14 protein-coding genes are annotated in these 17941 nt (G+C 54.1%); 5 read left to right on the top strand and 9 right to left on the bottom strand.

Annotation, left to right across the window (positions count from 1 at the left end):
- The first annotated feature begins 166 nt into the window (after positions 1-166).
- Both B0W55_RS10720 and B0W55_RS10715 read left to right on the top strand, forming a co-directional pair.
- Positions 167-1225, top strand: coding sequence for an MBL fold metallo-hydrolase (locus B0W55_RS10720; protein WP_077045971.1), 1059 nt, complete (start codon positions 167-169; stop codon positions 1223-1225).
- Positions 1226-1428: 203 nt separating this feature from the next.
- Positions 1429-2937, top strand: a complete 1509-nt coding sequence (locus tag B0W55_RS10715) for an amidase family protein (RefSeq protein WP_077045970.1) — start codon at positions 1429-1431, stop codon at positions 2935-2937.
- Here B0W55_RS10715 and B0W55_RS10710 read toward each other — a convergent pair.
- The 3 genes from B0W55_RS10710 to B0W55_RS10700 are packed head-to-tail and all read right to left on the bottom strand — an operon-like array spanning position 2930 to position 3968.
- A complete protein-coding gene (locus tag B0W55_RS10710) occupies positions 2930-3250 on the bottom strand; it encodes a helix-turn-helix domain-containing protein (protein WP_077045969.1) in 321 nt (106 codons plus the stop codon). The genes B0W55_RS10715 and B0W55_RS10710 overlap by 8 nt on opposite strands.
- Positions 3243-3605, bottom strand: coding sequence for a type II toxin-antitoxin system RelE/ParE family toxin (locus B0W55_RS10705; protein WP_077045968.1), 363 nt, complete (start codon positions 3603-3605; stop codon positions 3243-3245). Before B0W55_RS10705 ends, B0W55_RS10710 begins: the two co-directional genes overlap by 8 nt.
- A gap of 45 nt (positions 3606-3650) precedes the next feature.
- Entirely contained in the window at positions 3651-3968 is a 318-nt protein-coding gene (locus B0W55_RS10700; RefSeq protein WP_077045967.1) for a helix-turn-helix transcriptional regulator, read from the bottom strand.
- Between the two features lie 224 nt (positions 3969-4192).
- Between B0W55_RS10700 and bglX the strand changes: the two genes are divergently transcribed.
- Together bglX and B0W55_RS10690 are read left to right on the top strand one after the other, a co-directional pair.
- Positions 4193-6490, top strand: coding sequence for a beta-glucosidase BglX (bglX, locus tag B0W55_RS10695; protein ID WP_077045966.1), 2298 nt, complete (start codon positions 4193-4195; stop codon positions 6488-6490).
- A gap of 49 nt (positions 6491-6539) precedes the next feature.
- Positions 6540-7229: a hypothetical protein gene (locus tag B0W55_RS10690; protein ID WP_077045965.1), complete on the top strand. Its 690-nt coding sequence runs from the start codon at positions 6540-6542 to the stop codon at positions 7227-7229.
- 9 nt (positions 7230-7238) lie between these two features.
- Here B0W55_RS10690 and B0W55_RS10685 read toward each other — a convergent pair whose 3' ends face one another.
- Together B0W55_RS10685 and B0W55_RS30965 are read right to left on the bottom strand one after the other, a co-directional pair.
- The gene (locus B0W55_RS10685) at positions 7239-8201 is read right to left on the bottom strand and encodes a hypothetical protein (RefSeq protein ID WP_077045964.1); all 963 of its coding nucleotides are present in this window, start codon (positions 8199-8201) and stop codon (positions 7239-7241) included.
- A 189-nt stretch (positions 8202-8390) separates the two neighbouring features.
- Entirely contained in the window at positions 8391-9176 is a 786-nt protein-coding gene (locus B0W55_RS30965) for an HNH endonuclease signature motif containing protein (RefSeq protein ID WP_077045963.1), read from the bottom strand.
- Positions 9177-9423: 247 nt separating this feature from the next.
- On the opposite strand from B0W55_RS30965, the gene B0W55_RS10675 reads away from it, so the two are divergent.
- Positions 9424-10509, top strand: coding sequence for a hypothetical protein (locus tag B0W55_RS10675; protein WP_077045962.1), 1086 nt, complete (start codon positions 9424-9426; stop codon positions 10507-10509).
- A gap of 192 nt (positions 10510-10701) precedes the next feature.
- Here B0W55_RS10675 and B0W55_RS10670 read toward each other — a convergent pair whose 3' ends face one another.
- Genes B0W55_RS10670 through B0W55_RS10655 form a run of 4 tightly spaced genes read right to left on the bottom strand, consistent with a single transcriptional unit; the run spans position 10702 to position 17904 of the window.
- The gene (locus B0W55_RS10670) at positions 10702-12777 is read right to left on the bottom strand and encodes an AIPR family protein (protein ID WP_077045961.1); all 2076 of its coding nucleotides are present in this window, start codon (positions 12775-12777) and stop codon (positions 10702-10704) included.
- On the bottom strand, positions 12774-13757 hold the full coding sequence (locus B0W55_RS10665; protein WP_077045960.1) for a PD-(D/E)XK motif protein: 984 nt from the start codon (positions 13755-13757) through the stop codon (positions 12774-12776). The genes B0W55_RS10670 and B0W55_RS10665 overlap by 4 nt, the downstream gene beginning before the upstream one ends.
- Positions 13750-16437: a Z1 domain-containing protein gene (locus tag B0W55_RS10660; RefSeq protein WP_077045959.1), complete on the bottom strand. Its 2688-nt coding sequence runs from the start codon at positions 16435-16437 to the stop codon at positions 13750-13752. Before B0W55_RS10660 ends, B0W55_RS10665 begins: the two co-directional genes overlap by 8 nt.
- Entirely contained in the window at positions 16438-17904 is a 1467-nt protein-coding gene (locus B0W55_RS10655; RefSeq protein ID WP_175645490.1) for an ATP-binding protein, read from the bottom strand.
- Positions 17905-17941 lie beyond the last annotated feature (37 nt).

Genomic DNA, 17941 nt, shown 5'->3' with positions numbered 1-17941 from the left:
TTGTGATCGGCTTTGATGCAACCTTGAAACTACACTGTGCAGTGTAATGTTTTGTTAATCCTGCACGGCAAAAATTAGAGTGTTCGGCTGATGCGTGCGTGCCTTGGCCTTTATCGTCCCGAAGCGGAAAACCGCAAACGTGCGGTTTTTCTGGAGTCATTCCGTCATGGCCAATTCAACTTCCCCGGCGCAAAGCGCTGCCACACCTGAAGCGTCCCGTCAGACAGAAGGGCAATACCGCAACCATGCGCCCGTTAAACGCGAAGGCTTTCGCAAAACCTTGCGCATCCTGTGGAACGTGATTTTCCACAAGCCCCGCGATACCCGCCCCAGCGCGCCGGTGCCGGTGCAACCCCTGACGCAGGCGGCGCTGATCGCCGCGCCGAACCACAGCGTCTATCGCCTCGGCCATTCCACTGTATTGCTGAAATTGCGCGATAAATTCTGGATCACCGACCCGGTGTTCGCCGAGCGCGCCTCGCCGGTGCAATGGGCCGGGCCCAAGCGCTTTCACCAGCCGCCCATCAGCCTGGAGCAACTGCCGCCGATCGAAGCGGTGATCCTGTCCCACGATCACTACGACCATCTGGATTATCAGGCGGTGCTGAAAATCGCCGAAAAGACCAGGCACTTTCTGACGCCGTTGGGCGTGGGCGATACCCTGACCAAGTGGGGCATCGACCCCGCCAAGGTTCGGCAACTGGACTGGTGGCAAGAAACGGAAGTCGAGGGCCTGCGCTTCATCGCCACGCCGTCGCAACACTTTTCCGGGCGCGGTCTGTTCGACGGCAACAGCACCCTCTGGGCTTCGTGGGTGATGATCGATGGCGACACGCGGATTTTCTTCAGCGGCGACAGCGGCTACTTCGATGGCTTCAAACGCATCGGCGAACAGTACGGGCCGTTTGACCTGACCCTGATGGAAACCGGTGCCTACAACGTCGAATGGCCCCATGTGCACATGCAACCTGAGCAAACCCTGCAGGCCCACCTCGACCTCAAAGGCCGCTGGTTGTTGCCGATTCACAACGGCACCTTCGACTTGTCGATGCATGCCTGGTATGAACCCTTCGATCGCATACTGGCCCTGGCGTGGGAGCGCAGTGTATCGATCACCACACCGCAGATGGGCCAGGCGTTCAACCTGATGCATCCGCAGCGCGGCGAGGCGTGGTGGTTGGCGGTTGAACAGCAGGTGTATGCGGATCAGCAGAGTGTTGGTTGAGGACCGTTCGGTAAGACCGTGGTGAGGGGATAAATCCCCTCACCACGAAGGTATCTCGCGTCAGTTGGCAGCATTAACTACAAATCAGAACGAACATTCTTACGAACGACTGTGAGCGGTGATGACGGACAATTCCGGCCGCTTCGGTAGGCTGAAAAACGGGTGAAATCCTTCACCCGCCATCAGTCATAAGGATGTTGTACATGGACGTAACGTTAAACGGCCGCATGAAGCGGCTGGCGGGGATTGCCCTGTTTTCGATATTCGCGGGCACGGCCTGTGCGCAGACACCTGAAACCCGGCTTGAATACGTGAGTGTCGATGAAATCAATCAGCGGATGGATCGTGGTCAATTGACTTCGGCGACGCTGGTCCGGCATCTGTTGCAGCGCATCGAGCGGCTGGACAAAAACGGCCCGGCGATCAACGCGATCATCGAACTCAACCCCGATGCACTGGCCATGGCCGAGGCCATGGATCAGGAGCGCAAGGGCGGCTACATCAGAGGGCCGCTGCACGGCATTGCGGTGTTGCTCAAAGACAACATCGACACCTCCGACCAGCTGCAGACCAGTGCCGGCTCCCTGGCCATGGTCGGGCAACCCGCCGCGAAGGATGCCTTCATCGTGCAGCGCCTGCGGGCAGCAGGGGCGGTGATTCTTGGCAAAACCAACCTGAGTGAATGGGCCAACTTTCGTGATCCCGGTATTCCCAGCGGCTGGAGTGGGCGCGGTGGGCAGACCAAAAATCCGCACCTGTTGAGCGGTGATCCCTGCGGCTCCAGCTCAGGTTCCGCCGCTGCCGTTGCTGCAGGTTTTGCGCCGCTGTCGGTGGGAACTGAAACCGCCGGCTCGATCATCTGCCCCGCGTCTTTCAATGGCGTAGTGGGCCTCAAACCTACGGTAGGCTTACTAAGCCGTAGCGGCCTCATTCCCGTGACTCACAAACTCGATACACCCGGGCCCATGGCGCGCACGGTGCGCGACGCGGCGCTTCTGTTGAATGCCATGGCCGGGGATGATCCTGCCGACCCCATCAAAAAACCGCGCACGCTGAACGGGCTGGACTACACCGCAGCGCTGCAACCCGATGCCTTGGTCGGAAAGCGAATCGGCTACCCCGCCAAATTCGATCGTAGCGCGCTACCACGACTGCTCGACCCTCAGTTTTCTCAAGCCCTGGAACTCATGCAGGCCGCCGGAGCAACACTGATCCCCGTAGACCTGAAAGACCCCCGCTCAAAAGGCGTAGATGACGCGTTTCACATGGGCATCCAGCGGGACTTGTCGGGTTACCTGGCAACCCGAACGGGGATACCCGCCCAGACCCTGGAAGACCTTCTGCTGTTCAATGCCGCCAACAACCAAGGCCACGGCCAGGACACCTTGATCGCCGCGAGCAAAGTTGCCTTCAACGAACAGACCTACAACCAGCTCTGGCAAAAAATCCAAAGTGAAAACGCCGCCGCCATCGAGCGACTGCTGGCAACCCATACACTGGATGCCATCGTCTCCGACGTCGCATCACCCGCCATGAACGTCGTACCGTTATCCGGATACCCCGGCGTCATGGTGCCTTCCGGAATCGACGACGAAGGCGTGCCCACCTCGATCTTCTTCTTCGGCCCCCGGTGGAGCGAAGCCCGACTTCTGGCGTTGGCCTACGGTTATGAGCAGGTGTCCAACGCCCGTCGTGTGCCTGCGTTCAAGTAAACACCACCTCGAGTCTGCCCTCTTTTCGAGAACGGGGGGCCGACTTGACAACGATTTGTACGTCACGTCCCAGTAGCAGCAGGCATTCCATCATCTTGGCCTCACTGATCCCTCGAAATTTTCCGCGAAGCATCTCGGAAAGCTTGGGTTGTGACAGCCCCAGAATTTCTGAAGCCTGAACCTGGGTCAAATGGCGGGCCTTGATGATTTCACCAATTTTTGCAGCCAACTGGGATTTGACCTGCATTTCGCTGGCGTTCGCTGTCCCGAGATCCTTGTAGACATTCCCGCTGCTTTCTTCGAATTCAACCATTCCTAAATCCTTTCGCATGATCCTGCACTGCTCGAAGTCTCTGTTTGATGAGATCAATGTCGCACGGGGCGGTTTTGATACCGGTAGTCGACTTTTTCTGAAAACAGTGCAGAACATAAATGGCATTGCCAAAACTGACGGTATAAACGGCGCGGTAAGTATTGGTATCAAAGTCCTCGACCAACTCGAGGACCCCCGCACCTCCAAAGCCTTTCAGAGGCTTGGCGTCCGGGTGTTTCTTACCGCATTGCGCCAGATCGAGAGCGTGCCCAAAAACGTCCTGTACATCTGAGGGCATCTGTTTGAGATCTTTCTTGCTGCTGCTAACCCACAGGAGTGACTTCCTTGTACTCATGCGAAAATATACCTATTTGGGAATAATCGTCAATCAGCGATTCGCTCACTCCACCATCGCAAAATCCGCCCGCCCCACCGGATTCGGCGTTGCCCCCTTCACATTCATCCCACGCCCCGGCGCAAACCCGGGGAAGAACACCAACCCCTCCGACTCGAACCGGTACGCCAGCGTCAGGCGCGTCACGTCCAGCACTTCGCGCTTGGCTTCAAAGCGCTCGATGGCCTCCACCGATACCCCGGCTTCCCGAGACAGCTCTTGCACACTCCAGCCCAGCATCGCTCGGGCCTGGGCGCAGTGGGTGGGGGTGAATTGGAAGAGGGCGATACGTTCCAGGGTAATTTTCATCGCGTGAGAGGCCATGGTGTTCTCCGGGCTCGAGAGTGTTGGTCAAAAATCTACTGTGTTTTTGTACAGTTGTTTTGAGTCCGGATCAAATTGATTTTTCAGCGCTCCCCCCTTCTCCTGACAAGCGGTAGCCATTCGCAAATCTCGAAAAAAGCCATGCGCACCTGTCACAAATGACAGTAGACGCTGTTTTGCCTTTGGGGGACGCTGACCCCACAGGCCCCTCGGGACGTAGGACGATGCGCAAAATTGCCTGGCTAGTGCTGATGACTCTGCTGGCGAGTGCCCCGGTGCTGGCGCAGCGACTGTCTGACCAGACGTCGGCGTCGGCCAAAGTCCACTTCATCGAAAACCTGCTGCAGCAGATGACCCTCGACGAAAAAATCGGCCAACTCAGATTGAATTGCGTCGGCGTGCAATCCCCGCGCGAACAATTGCTCCAGGAGGCGGCGGCATCGCGGGTCGGCGGCATCTTCTACGCCGTGGGCCGCGCCGACCTGCGCGAATTCCAGGACGCCGCCATGGGCAGTCGCCTGAAAATCCCGCTGTTTTTTGCCTACGACGTCATCCACGGGCACCGTACGATTTTTCCGATCGGCATCGGCCTGGCGTCCACCTGGGACATGGACGCAGTCACGCTCGCCGGTCGCACAGCCGCGCAAGAGGCCAGCGATGACGGCCTGGACATGGTCTTCTCACCCATGGTCGACATCACCCGCGACCCACGCTGGGGCCGGGCATCGGAAGGCTGGGGAGAAGATGCCTGGTTGTCGGCGCGCTACACCGCAACCATGGTCGAGGCCCTGCAAGGCAGCAACCTGGGCGTGGCCGGCAACGTCATGGCCAGCGCCAAACACTTCGCCCTTTACGGTGCCGCAGAAGGCGGGCGCGACTACAACTCGGCCGACATGAGCCTGCCGCGCATGTACCAGGATTACCTGCCGCCGTACCGCGCGGCGGTGAGGGCGGGCGTCGGCGCGATGATGCTGACCTACATCGCCATCAACGGCGTGCCTGCCACCTCCAACACCTGGTTGATCCGCGACCTGCTGCGCAAACAATGGCGCTTCAAGGGCCTGATCATCAGCGACTTCAACGCCGTGGCCGATCTGGTCAGCCATGGCGTGGCCAGCAACGGGCGCGAGGCGGCGATGCTGGCGATCAAGGCCGGGCTCAACATGAGCATGTTCGACACGCTGTTTCGAGATGAGCTGCCGGACCTGGTGCGCTCAGGCGCGGTCTCGCAGGAAGAAATCGATGACGCTGTCAGAGAAGTGCTCGGCGCCAAGTACGACATGGGACTATTTGCCGACCCCTATCTACGCATCGGCGCGGTGAGCGATGACCCGCAAGACATCCACGACGAAAGTCGCCTGCACCGTGAGCAAGCCCGCGATGTCGCCCGCAAAAGCCTGGTGTTGCTGAAAAACCAGCGCAACGTCCTGCCGCTGGACAGGACCGCTGTGATCGCCGTCGTCGGTCCCCTGGCAAAAAGCCGCCTCGACATCCTCGGCAACTGGAGCGCCATCGGTTCCGCTGCACAGGCCGTGTCGGTGTACGACGGCATCGCCAACGCCCTGGGCGCACCCGAGCGACTGTTGTACGCCCGCGGCGCGGATGTGACCGATGATCCGCAAGTGCTCAACTTCCTCAACGCCCCCGGCGCCAACCCCGCCGACGTGGAAGTCGACCCGCGCTCACCCACCAGCATGCTGCAGGAAGCGGTCGAGGTGGCACGCCATGCCGATGTCGTGGTGGCAGTCGTGGGGGAATCGCGCGGCATGTCCTACGAAGGCGCCAGTCGCGCAAGCCTGGGCCTGCCGGCTTACCAGGCACGGCTGATCCAGGCCCTCAAAGCCACCGGCAAGCCCCTGGTACTGGTGTTGATGAACGGCCGCGCCCTGTCCATCGGCAAGGAACACGACGCGGCCGATGCGGTGCTCGAAACCTGGTACAGCGGCACCGAAGGCGGCAACGCCATCGCCGACGTGCTGTTCGGCGACTACAACCCTTCCGGCAAGCTACCGGTCACTTTCCCACGCTCGGTGGGCCAGGTGCCTACGTACTACAACCACCTGAACACCAACCGACCCTACCAGGCCAATGACCCACGCGCGCAAACCTCGCGCTATTTCGATGAAGAATACGGGCCGCTGTACCCTTTCGGTTTCGGCCTGAGCTACACCCAATTCAGCGTCTCGGACATTACCCTGACCCGCCACAACCTCAACCGCGGCGAAGTCCTGGGCGCCAGCGTCGTCGTAAAAAACACCGGCCCACGCGCCGGCGCCACCGTGGTGCAACTCTACATCCGCGACATCAGCGCCTCGATCAGCCGCCCGGTCAAAGAGCTCAAGCGCTATCGCAGAATCATGCTGCAAGCGGGGGAAGAAAAAACCGTGTCCTTCAACCTGAGCGAACAGGACCTGAAGTTCTATAACGCAAAGCTGGAATACGCGGCGGAGGCGGGGGCGTTCAGCGTGATGATCGGCCTGGATTCGCGGGATGTGAAAGAGGCGCGGTTTGAGTTGTTTTGAGGACCCTGCCAAGCTTGCGTCTTTCGAATCATCGAAGATGAGACCAGGCATGTTGATCTTCAACTGCACCGAAGCGGCCAGCAACTTCTTCGGCCGCGTGCACAAAGGCAAAAAAATCACCCCGGTGGAAAAACCACCATCCACCGTTATCGAAGACGATAAAGGCGGTGAGTCCGCCGAACAATGGCTGGTCCACGCCACCATCGTGCAACGCAAACACGTGCTGTACGTCATCCACGTGCCAACCCGGTATTGCATGATTTTCGCGGACGCGAAAAAGGCGGATATCGAGGGTTTTGTTAAACGCTTTACTGATCGCTGGCAGTACGGAGTGATGCGTGATGCGACGCAACATGACGCCGTGCAATGGATGGCTCCTGACGTCATGCAGGAGCGATTTGCCGAAGGCAGCCATGAGTATCGGCTGTACAAACGCGGTCATCGAAGCGCACAGGGCCATATCAAGGAAATAGCCTGGATCTTCGAGGACTATGTGGCTGAGTGGGGGAGTTTGCCGCCAGACGAAATCCTGGCAGGCCGCTTTGACGCACTGATCAACGGCTTCGTCCGAGGAAACAAAAGCACTAAAGGTTACTCGCTACCGGATGAAGAAATGATGGCTCACTGGTTACGCCAGTACTGCGACGTTGATGAATCCGGTATTCAGAAAGCACGCAGTCGGCGTCAAGAAATCAGGCGGGAAATTAGGGAGTTCGAAGAGGCTCAAGCGAGCCATTGACGCCGTTGGCTAACCCTCCAACCCCGGCGCCTCCCGCACAATAAAGTGATCCAGATTCTCAATGTTCGCACTGAACACCCCGAACGTCTGCTCGGGGTTTTTCTTGCTCGGTACCTGTTTCAACACCGGCGTCACCCCATAAAAGAAGCAATACAACTCACGCCCACTGTCGATGGCATGCTTGATCTCCTCCAGAAACGCCTTGCGCTTGCGGTAGCCGTCGATCAGCTTCTTGCTCAGGTAAACATTGACCGAGTATGGCTTCTTCTCAAACCAGACCTTCTTCTCGAAATCGATGCGAAAGCTCTGGGTGTAATCCTTGATCTCCTTGACCTTGCCCCAGTAGATCAGGCCCTTGTTGTCTTGCAGGTATTCGATTTTCTTGAAGAAGGCGCTGTAGGTTGCCGCGTGCTCACCGATTTTAAGGGGCATGCGCTTGAGCAGGTCCTTGTCCTCGAAATTCGAGACGAAGCATTCGACGGGGTGGGCGAAAACGCTGGTTTTGTCCGGCGCGGAATCCCGATTTGGTGCTTCTTCGGTGCTGGCCGGTGTCGGTGTTGATGGCTCCTCACGTTGACTAACCCCAGCCACGGTCGGTTGCGACGGCTTACGCACATACGCACGCCGAGTCAGCAACAACTCCGACGGAAAATGCTCCTCACGACTTTCATCCGATTCCGCGCCGTCCACCTCTGATGCTGGCGTCTTCAGGCTCACGTAAGGGCAATCCTCGACGTGCCGCGTGCTGGGCAGGTTTTTGAAATGCGGGGTGCGGATGTAATTCACATTCTTGGCGTTGAACGTGCCTAACGCATTGGCCGCGTCGACTGCGTAACGGCAGGCATCGTTGGGGCACTGGAAGTGTTCCTTGGCGGAATCGAAGGCCATCGTCTCGTCGAAATTGAGATCGCGCACGTCGTAGATCGACAGTTTGGTGTCGAGGCTCAGGCAGTAGGCGAGGTCGAATTTCATGACAGACTCGGATGCTTGGATGGGGAGAATATTAATAACGGTAAACAACTTAAGTTGCACCCATTGTTTGAGCGCACCCTAAATCCTTGGAATTTCCCAATACGAGTAATTACGTGCGACCAGCTTATTCCAAAGCCCACCACCCGTCATTGTACTGCGGAGAACGCTGTTTTTTATTGACCAAGAAAGTTACTTCTTATTGAGCAGCAGCCTAATCCAAGGCTCGTGAATAAACTCAATGTGATTTTTCAGCTTTCTGCGTAATTTGATGCGGTCCCTGCTGTGATGTTGCTGGCGGTGACAATTGGGGCAAAGAGCTGCAACGTTATCGAGGCTATCTAGGCCTTTTTCGCTCAAAGGGACAACATGGTGCACCTCCAGATAAGAACTTCCGTCGTCTCTTTGAAACAGCTTCGCGGTGCAATCGGGCATTTCACAGGTGTTTTGTGCCCTATGGATGGCTGCCCCCACAACGTGAGGGTTACGAGCAAACTCATTTTTTTTAACGACCTTACTTGTAGGCTTGGCTTTAGCCTTTAAGGCGAGCGTCAAAACCAACAAGGGTGGTGATCTGCGAGCGATCTCTTGTGTGATTTCCTCGGTTGTCATGTCTGCGACGGAGTCGAGCTTGATTGCGTACAGCGTCTGCCCGATGTTGCCAATAAGCACGCTATCATTCAGCTGTAGCCAAGCCCTGATGAGTTCACGACCCATTCTAGGTTCCGGATCTCTGTTCGCGTTGGTCGATCGTTTAGCGAAGTAGAAAGAGCCCTTGACCGATTGTTTGCAAGCGTCCAGAGGTGTGAGCACTTCGAAGGGCTTGGCTGGTCGCTCCAGAGAGGGTGCGATACCGGCACCCAAAACCGCTGCAAGTTGCTCTGACGAAAGAACATAAGCCTGCTTGTTCTTGTCGGTCGGGGCTACGCTTTTGATGCCCCAATTGTGGAAAATTTGACTCCAGTCGACAGTCGCCATTCCTTGCTCAACCCCGTTTAAAGTAGATCGCAGCCTATATGGCAACATGCCACTTGTCTATGCTTATGGCTTATGGGTATTCTCTCTGCTTCTCAGGTAACAAGATGCTTAATGAAAAATCTGCCTGTACTTTACCGCGGGGGGGGCAAGTAATTTTTCGGTAGTTGGTGCACTCCCTCGGTCAAAATCAGCACCTGATGGGTTCAAACCCTGTCGTGCACATCGAAAAAATCATAGAGTGCCTTGAATGATTACGCCGCTGGGAGCGCTTGAGTCGCTTGACCTGACAGACCCCAACACGTGCTTTGAAATCCTTTCCTACGACAAGCATCAGGTTGCCGAAGGAATGGTAGTCGAAAGTTTGTTCGATCAAATAATCGAGCGCATTCCTTCGCTGGTGGAAGGTGAGGAAGTGCGTGTTCTGGATGTGGATACATTCGTTGTGCGTAATTCGAAGGTGTTCGCACAGGGCTACGCGTTTGTTCTATCGTGGAAGGAACCAAAGCAGACCGGTCTCAAGCGATATCTAATGGCGCTCGGCAAGGTCTTCACTACCTATCAAGTTGAATATGTAGAAAGAGTAGGGTTTAGGGCGAGACTAGTGAGGGAGGGGAGACCTGCAAGCGAATGGCAGAAACTGGAAGCCCTGTTGGATACGCTATCAGTCAGAAGCGCCACGAACTATACCGTTGATAGTCGGGTACGTAAGCAGGACCGCCAGTTGGCCTCATTCTGGGGCTATCTTCGCGAAACTTATGGCGGCCGTTTGGCGCAGAAGGTTGCAGTTCCTCGTTTGCTTGTCAACTGGGGTATACAGCCATGGTTTCGCTCCGTCTGGAATATTGACCGGGTCTTGCTGGTGGGCGATTCGCTTTGGGTGCTGGAGGCAAAGCACAAGTTTCCCTACGAACATTCGGGACGATTGCAGTTCGGACTCAATAACGGCGAAGCCTACTTAATTCGAGATTTGGTGAGGGGCGGGATAAATGTCATTCATAGCATCGTAGTAAAGCCATACTGGGACATGAATGTCGGCTCTTCGTACCTCATAAACAATTACAAAGCCAAGCAGAATGCAATCGTTGTTGGTCGAACGGTTGATATGGCAGCAATTGAGAAAATAATAGGATCTACGACCGCCCGTTCTCCTGGACATACTACTATGACTGGAGACGGGAAGCTTAAATACAAACCCCTAATCGCGAGCGATTTCGCCCTGTTGTCGAATCTGGCTGATCCTGACTCAGTGGCTCGTGGTATCGCTCAGTTGATGAACGGTAGCTTAGAACACCGCTGCGAGGATGACAATCTTAGGACTGCTCGCATTACTTAATTCGTTCTGCGAAAATTAATGCTGCATGTTGTTAGGCGTATCCCTGTTCCGAGGGCCCAATGGTTTTTCTCTCTTCACGCCTGCAATCAGTACTCTTTTGAGTAGTGAAATGCAGGCTGACGAGTACGCTTGTTAAATTTCCGATTTCTCCACCTTATTTACACGGCGCATGGACGGAGCGATTTTGGCTTCCTACATGTCTTCGACTGGCATTCCTTCATCCGCCATTCGCTTCACAAGGAGCTTAACGGCATTTTTATCCGGCCTCGCCAAGTTAAGATTTCCCGATCCAAGCTTCTGAAGGGCCCTGTCAGCCTTTGGCGACAGAAATCTGCGCTGCTCGGCAGTTCGGCGAATGATTTCCGCCTTTGGCACGAGCATGTGAAGGAGTACATCGAAGTCTATTTCACGATCAATCCTTGCAGACGACTTCGCCTCTTTTTTCTCTTGCGTCATCTCATTAATGTCGAGAACTAGATGATCTGGTATTGCGGGAGCGTTAAATTCTGTAGCCTTGATATTTTGCCAGCAAAGTTCCAGTTTGCAGTACTCTCCGACGTTCCTAACATTTGCAGAGGTACTTCTGAGAGCGGTGGAAATCTGTGGTGCAAGAGACACGATTAACTCCTGAAGATCCTCCGGGACGGATTGAGTATTCCAGATGTTCTGCCAGTCGAGGCTTGCCTTCCCTTGATGAATAATCTTCTCAGCGATCCAAGAAAGTGTATAGGCAACTGTCTGGGATTTATAGCCACGGTCATCTCTGTACCAGTCAGAGCCAGCAACATACTTGTCGGTCCAGCGAAATATCAGCCCCATGGCGCAAGCATTTCTAAACCAAATTTCATTAAATTGAGTAGGTGCAGACTTCCAAGCCTTGGCGGTTTGATCAGCGAAAGCCATGAATGCTTTCTGCGCGCCTTTCGATACTAAGTAAGGCTTCCTTTCAAAACTTAGGAGATATTTGGCAAGGTCGGTTTTTTCGATAAGCTTGTCCCGAGGATACTCCAGCTGATATTTTCGTTTTTCTGCCTCGGAAGCGTAAGCCATTCCGTCACGATACTGCCCGCGCGCGCGCTCATAGAACCATTTGTTGCCCGTCATCGCACCGTCCTGAGGCGGTGCGGTCGATATCCTGGAGTAACGCTCCATTTGCAGGTGGAATGGATGGCTCGAGAAAAAGTCAGCTTCTGAGATGCGATTCTGCGTGTTGGCGAACCGCGAAATATTTGGCACGACCTGTTCGATATGGGCAGGTGGAATTACTGAAAGTTTCATTTGCACGTGAACACGTTCAAGCGGTGAGTTTGCGACATCCTTTGCGTACAGAATAGACGCCGTCGTCTGGCCGCCATTGACGATCTGAAGGTTTTGAATAGCTGCTATTCCAAGTTGCCCGTCTTTGAGTGTCTCGAGCTTAACTCCCGATGCTGTTGCGGTTAGGCCATTATTGTAAGCGAAGAACATCTCAGGCGTCTTCTTGATCGTGTCCAAGATACCCTTGTTTACTTTCGTCTTAGCCTGGAGATATGTCCGGACATTCTGTTCAAGTAGTCGCGCTCCGTATAGGCCGTAGATTTCAGCGAGCACTGAGCCTGGGATGGCAAGAAGGTAGGATTGATGTTCCTCGGTATCTGTCGAAGCCTTGAGGCAGGCAAGGGGCTGTCCGGCAATGTCAGCGATATTGACCTCGATAGACTCTGATATTCGAAAACTTTTCTGGATTTCGAAATAACGATTCGTATCAAGCACGCTATAAACAATTGGCAGGCCACCCACTTGCTCGCAGAGTTGCGGCGGCCGTCTGGTCACCAGACGGGCGTTGGAAAAAAGGATAATGCGTACTCTCTTGATGAGATCACGTGCTGAATAGATCGGATAGGCTGCTGTAAACGCAGGGCTTGTCTCCTCAATTGAATTGATAAACACCGATGAACAGGCATTCTCGAGAAAGGTGGTGGCTTGCTTTAGAGCTGAGGTCAGACGGTCATTGTTTAGAGATTCCAGTTCCGCTCCGCTTCGGTAATCGCAAACTGCTAGATAAAGCGTTCCTCGATCGTTATCAAATCCGTATCCGTCGATTCGATATGGCTGCCGCCCACCTTCCTTGTGACTGTGGGTGTACTCCAAGTCGATGGTGTCACCGTTTTCTGACGCCGTTGCGGCATAGAGTTCGAAAAAAGCCTCTTGCTGGAAAATGCCTCGTGCTTCTGCTTCAAGAAGAATGTCCTCTCGCAGAGCGTCGAATGCTTGCTGCAACTCACTCATAATTCGATTCTCTCGAAGACATCATCATGGTTGATAATGAAGGGCGTGCAGTCGCTCACGCGAATGCTGTAGTTAACCATCTCTACGCCGGGCCGGAGATCCATACGCTCGATACGAGGAAATTCACCCGTCACTTCATAGAAAATACGATCAACGAGAATCCAACTTTCCTCGTCATATTCCGGCCGTTCTTGATATCCCGCATCCAACAAACCTATCTCAAAAAGTTCTAGCGCGATTGGGCAAGCCTCGGCAATAGCATCTCGAATCTCTAAGATCAATGTATTGAGAGTTCGAGCCGACGGGGCCGCCGATGGAAGTGGAGCGATGCCTTGATTGCAGAGCAGAATAAGTCCCTGAACCGGATCGAGTTGGTCCTCGGAAGAAATCCGGATGCGCCGGTCGGCCGTTACCACCTGAGTCTTGACCTCTAAAATGGTTCCGGCGATTACAAAATCTTGCTCATGACCGCTAGGGCCATTCCAGCACTTGATGGCTACACTCCAGCCGATACGCTCACTAAGAATATCTCGAAGAAACAGCAGTTCGCCAACCAAGCCAATCCTCTCGCTTTTTGACAGTAGGCGTTCGGCCGTATGGCGCAGCATTTCCTGCCATCGGTGGATCTCCTTGATTGCCAGCAGCAGTCCCTTTCCAGACTGTGTTGGTGATATTTGATCGGTCGCAAGCATGAGGCTCTTGCACATAAGGGCGAAATTTCGGAAATCGGCTGCATCACTCAGACTTAGCACCAATCTTACGCGCCCGGCGGCCACGGAATGGACCTCACAGGTCACTGCCGACATTTTCGGCAGTTCAATCACCCTGGGTTCCGCACAGTGGACATCGAGCTGGAAGATAAAACATCCATGAAAGTCGCGACCAATCCTGAAGTCGAGTGGATGGCTGCTGTCGGCAAGTCGTATGTTGTAAAAGCCTGGCTCAAGCGGCGGGACGATCGTTTTCCATTCACTAAGCATCCTGTGCCTCCATCATCGCTTCGGCGTCATCGTCATCTTCCGCGGCAAATTGCTCAAGTTGCTGTCGATAGACAGCGTTTACTTGGTAGGTTCTTTCTTTGGCGGGTTTACTGGTCTCGGGCATGCAGAAGGACAGCGTGACAATGAGATCATCAAGCTTGAGAGTGTTGTCACAATCTTTTCGGTCATCGCGCAGCTTCGCACTGATGACATGCACCAGCATCATAGGTCGTTCGCGTACGGAGCAAGCGGCGCGTTCCCTCTTGTAAGTTTCAGCCCGATAAGCCACATCCGCCGCCGCCTTCTGTAATTCGGACAGGCCGATCAGCGAATCCGCGGGATCGGCTACGCGGTTCTTGCTGCCATACACTCGATAGGTACCCTTCTGAACTGTTCCTTGATCCCTAGACCTTGGATTGACCTTCTGACCAGCAAATGAAATGGAGTCGCCTGACTGGCGCATGGGAAGCACCACGTCCCATTTTTCGAGTTCATCCGTAATGCGGTCCTGAATATAGTCTCCAAGAAGGGAGGTATCGGAAATTACGGAGAGGTCAGGATGATCCACGAAACGGAATTCGCGCATGATATCCAGTACGTCACGACCGCTTGCGGCCCAGCGAATGTAGCCCTTGTGCATTTCAGTAGGGTTTCCGAGCGCGGTGAGAAACTCTTCGACCGCGTTGCGATGTGCCCTACCGATGACAGGATCATTTGGAAGTGCGAAACCCTCGATATGACGTGCGGAATAGTCCTGCGCAATTTTGAGTTTCTCGGCCGTTCGCATCTTGTTTGCAGCGGTTACCCGGATGGCGAGTGGGCTCTGTCGGACTTTTAGGCCGAAATCGCGCGGCGTGCGGTCTGCGGCCTGCATGCGCTTGATTTCACTTCTCAATTCTTCTGTCGCCTCGTCTACAAATTCGTAGTGATCGAAGGAGACCTGTGGCAAATAGAGACGGCAATATTTCTCGTAACCGGGTCGGTAGCCGAACCAGCGCGCCATTTGCATAAGGGTGTCGCTGGCAGAGGCGTTCCGCAGGAGGTAGGAGACTGTAAGTCCTTCGAGCGTTAAGCCGCGAGAAAGCGCAAGGCCGCCGATGGCGATGACATGCAGACCTTCTGATTTGTGCAGTGAGTAATCGAGCTTCCCGCCCCGCATATTGACAGTCCGGACTTCGATGGACTGTACGCCCTCATTGAGGACTTCAAGTAGATCGTTCCAATTGAATCCACTGTTACTGAATTCGACCATGAAACTATTTTCGAGATCATTCATTATGTCATCGTTGATCTCATCAAACGGAAGCGACGCATGGACTGAAACCGCGTCTTTGATCTCCGTAAGATATTCATAAACGAGTCCGAGAATTTTGTCCTGGATGGCATTGAATCGACTAACGTTGATCATCATTGAGCAGTGTGCTGTGCCCTTATCTTGAAGCACCCTTAAGGTCCTGGTTATGCAAAAGACACGGATCGCATGGCGCAGGCTATTTGGGATATCGGCAACATTGTCTCCACTTTTGTGTTTCAACGGCAGAAGCGACCGATAGTCATCGATTACTCTGACCATACTCGGAAGTAAGTCACCGCCCTCGCGGAAAATCCGATGTGAACCTACATAATTGGTAGGCGGATCAAGTGCCTTGATAAAGTTTCCAGGAAAAAGATCATCTGTTTCCATTTCCTCTGTCGTTTCCGGATCGATGAATATGTTGGCGAACGGTGTAGCGGTATAGCCGACATATGCCGAACGAGGGAAACGCGACAGAATCTGCCGAATGACGCCGTTGATGGCTGTAGTGCGCTTGGGGTCACTAGCTGTGTTGATAGATGCATTGTCTGCTTCGTCGTCGATCAGCAGTAGTGGCAAGTCATAGCCGCCGGTCTCTCCTTGCTTCTCTATCCAGTGTGCGAGACGTTCAAGGATGGACTTATTTTTTTTTGTTATGAAAATCATCGGCTCCTGATGTCCCGACAGGTCGAAATAAATTCCGTCCCTGCCGCTGGAGAAATCGGCTACCCGAGTTGTGCCGTAGGAAGGAATTCGTCGCGTCGCTGCATAATTCTGGATGGGTAGCGACTGTTGTGCAGCTGCACCAAACATCGAGACCTTGCCAATGAATGTCTCATCAATTCGTTCTTGCGTCTGGGCGCGCAGCGAATTGGTTATCCCAGCGAGCAGGACAATTACACGGTAGCCTGCGTCGGCTGCTTTACAGATTAGAGCAGAGTAGTTGGTGGTCTTCCCCGATTGGACATTTCCCATGACCATGCCGCGAATTGCGCCATAGGATTCATCTTTCGGATTGCCGCATCGGTCGAGAATTTCATCCGTGTCGGAGTCGAGAGTAGCAAGTACGTGCGACGGGAGAATACCCGTCTCGAGGTAGTATTTACGAAGGCGGTTCCAATAATAGGAGTCAAGTTCTGGCCTAATTGTAGTGAGCCAAGGCCTATGGCCTTTTGTAATAACCGCTCCCCGCTTCTGGGTAACCGTAAAGTTTGCTTCCAACTCGCGAATAATAGTATTGATGGCTGATTCATCAATGTGCTTAAACGGGCCGTCGCGAACGACCGAAGTGATCGCACTTTCGGGTAAGCCTTGTCCTAAGGCAATTTCCTCTCCATATTGCTTATTGATAACCGAGCGGAAATACGCAAGTTCGCTGTCAAACATTTACAACCACCCCTTATTCTTTATGTGTTTTAAGACGATGTCGGTTTGACTGGCCCACGGTTCAGTTGATGTCAGGAGTTCACGCAACGCTTTCATATCGCCTCCTGAGTGGAGCAGCAGAGAGGGGAGGGCTGTGTCGAGGTTTTCGAGGAACCTTTCCTTGTCTAGTACTCCCTGATTCATCATTTCTGGACGAGACGAATAGTCTTCGCCAATACTTACAATTGGAAAGTAGTCTTCGATGACTCCGAGCGCTGCCGCAAAGGCTTTGGCTCTATTTCTATCCTCGTCCTCTAGCATACCGGCGATAAGCGGATGCTCTCGGTTGACATAGTAGCGGACCTCACCGTTTCGCACATATTTCGCCCAGATTGACGTTTTTCCAGCTCCTTCGCGGATGCGTCCCCCGCGTGACTGAAATACTTTTCCTGATCTGCTCTTGAGCCCGCCGACGATGTCTTTCAAACGGCTCTTGAGCCCCGAAGGAAGCTGCGCGTCTGCCTTGTCGAGCGTGATCTTCCATATCGCATCGAGGGAGTTGGGGATGTTGACGGCGATTCGGACAAGTTGAGACAACTCACCGTGCCTCACCAATCGAAACCAGGTGCCGTGTATGATGAGACGGTGCTGTCTATAGACATAAAAGCCTTGATTGCGAACTAAACCTTCTTCACCACTGAGCTGGTCGTGTTCCCCCGCAGTAATCTTAGAATAGTGCGGTAGGATGAAAGCCTGCACTTCAATAGGCTGGCCATTTAGGTTAAGCGTTTCCTTCGGTTGGGCCTGCGTCGCATCATGGAGGCGCAAGAAAGGATCTATCGGCTTCAGCGCGCTACCGTTGAAAGTGATTCTGAGCTTCCGAAGGCCTTCCTCACCTGCCAGGTAACGATGGAAGATGAGCGACAGCTGTTTCTGGGCATGCGCTACCAGATCATTGAATCCCTTGCCGCCAACCTGACCATATTCGGACAATCTATCGCACACCCGCCAGATGATCTCCGTCCCATCGTGTTCAAGCAGTTGCTGATTGGCTAGAGCTTTGATCTCATGGGATTCAAGGATTCCCATCTTCCAGTCGGCAATATCATCCAAGTTCCAAGACGCTCCAGAAAGGGCGCCATTCTGTCTGGTGACGACGGTCAAATGTCGGCATTGTGATAGGGATGCGGACTTCATGCCCCATCCGAACCGTCCGAGGTCATCAGGAGCTCGCTCCTCACTGGGATTGGTGCTGGCTGGCTTCATCGCCCGGTGAAGTTCGTCCTCAGTCATTCCGGATCCGTCGTCCAGAATTCTAACCTCAGACCCATCATCCTTTCGGATGCACTTTATATCGATGCAGCAGGCTTTTGCCTTAATGCTATTGTCGAGAAGATCCGCAAGTGCGCTCGACAGGTCGTAGTTCCCAAAGCTACGCGCTGACGTCATCAGCGCAGACGCATCAGGAGGATTTTTTTTATGTCTCATGTTTCCCCACTTCATTCGCCACAAGACGCTGGGGAAA

This window comes from Pseudomonas sp. KK4, from assembly GCF_001984065.1.
Taxonomy (GTDB): domain Bacteria; phylum Pseudomonadota; class Gammaproteobacteria; order Pseudomonadales; family Pseudomonadaceae; genus Aquipseudomonas.
Note: the sequence above shows the minus strand (reverse complement) of the source record. Positions and strands in the feature narration are given on the sequence as shown.

Coding starts and splice junctions, on each gene's coding strand:
- B0W55_RS10660 (WP_077045959.1), bottom strand. CDS start 16,437: ATGTTTGACAGCGAACTTGCGTATTTCCGCTCGGTTATCAATAAGCAA.
- B0W55_RS10700 (WP_077045967.1), bottom strand. CDS start 3,968: ATGGCCTCTCACGCGATGAAAATTACCCTGGAACGTATCGCCCTCTTC.
- B0W55_RS10720 (WP_077045971.1), top strand. CDS start 167: ATGGCCAATTCAACTTCCCCGGCGCAAAGCGCTGCCACACCTGAAGCG.
- bglX (WP_077045966.1), top strand. CDS start 4,193: ATGCGCAAAATTGCCTGGCTAGTGCTGATGACTCTGCTGGCGAGTGCC.
- B0W55_RS10690 (WP_077045965.1), top strand. CDS start 6,540: ATGTTGATCTTCAACTGCACCGAAGCGGCCAGCAACTTCTTCGGCCGC.
- B0W55_RS10710 (WP_077045969.1), bottom strand. CDS start 3,250: ATGGTTGAATTCGAAGAAAGCAGCGGGAATGTCTACAAGGATCTCGGG.
- B0W55_RS10675 (WP_077045962.1), top strand. CDS start 9,424: ATGATTACGCCGCTGGGAGCGCTTGAGTCGCTTGACCTGACAGACCCC.
- B0W55_RS10665 (WP_077045960.1), bottom strand. CDS start 13,757: ATGCTTAGTGAATGGAAAACGATCGTCCCGCCGCTTGAGCCAGGCTTT.
- B0W55_RS30965 (WP_077045963.1), bottom strand. CDS start 9,176: ATGGCGACTGTCGACTGGAGTCAAATTTTCCACAATTGGGGCATCAAA.
- B0W55_RS10685 (WP_077045964.1), bottom strand. CDS start 8,201: ATGAAATTCGACCTCGCCTACTGCCTGAGCCTCGACACCAAACTGTCG.
- B0W55_RS10715 (WP_077045970.1), top strand. CDS start 1,429: ATGGACGTAACGTTAAACGGCCGCATGAAGCGGCTGGCGGGGATTGCC.
- B0W55_RS10705 (WP_077045968.1), bottom strand. CDS start 3,605: ATGAGTACAAGGAAGTCACTCCTGTGGGTTAGCAGCAGCAAGAAAGAT.
- B0W55_RS10655 (WP_175645490.1), bottom strand. CDS start 17,904: ATGAGACATAAAAAAAATCCTCCTGATGCGTCTGCGCTGATGACGTCA.
- B0W55_RS10670 (WP_077045961.1), bottom strand. CDS start 12,777: ATGAGTGAGTTGCAGCAAGCATTCGACGCTCTGCGAGAGGACATTCTT.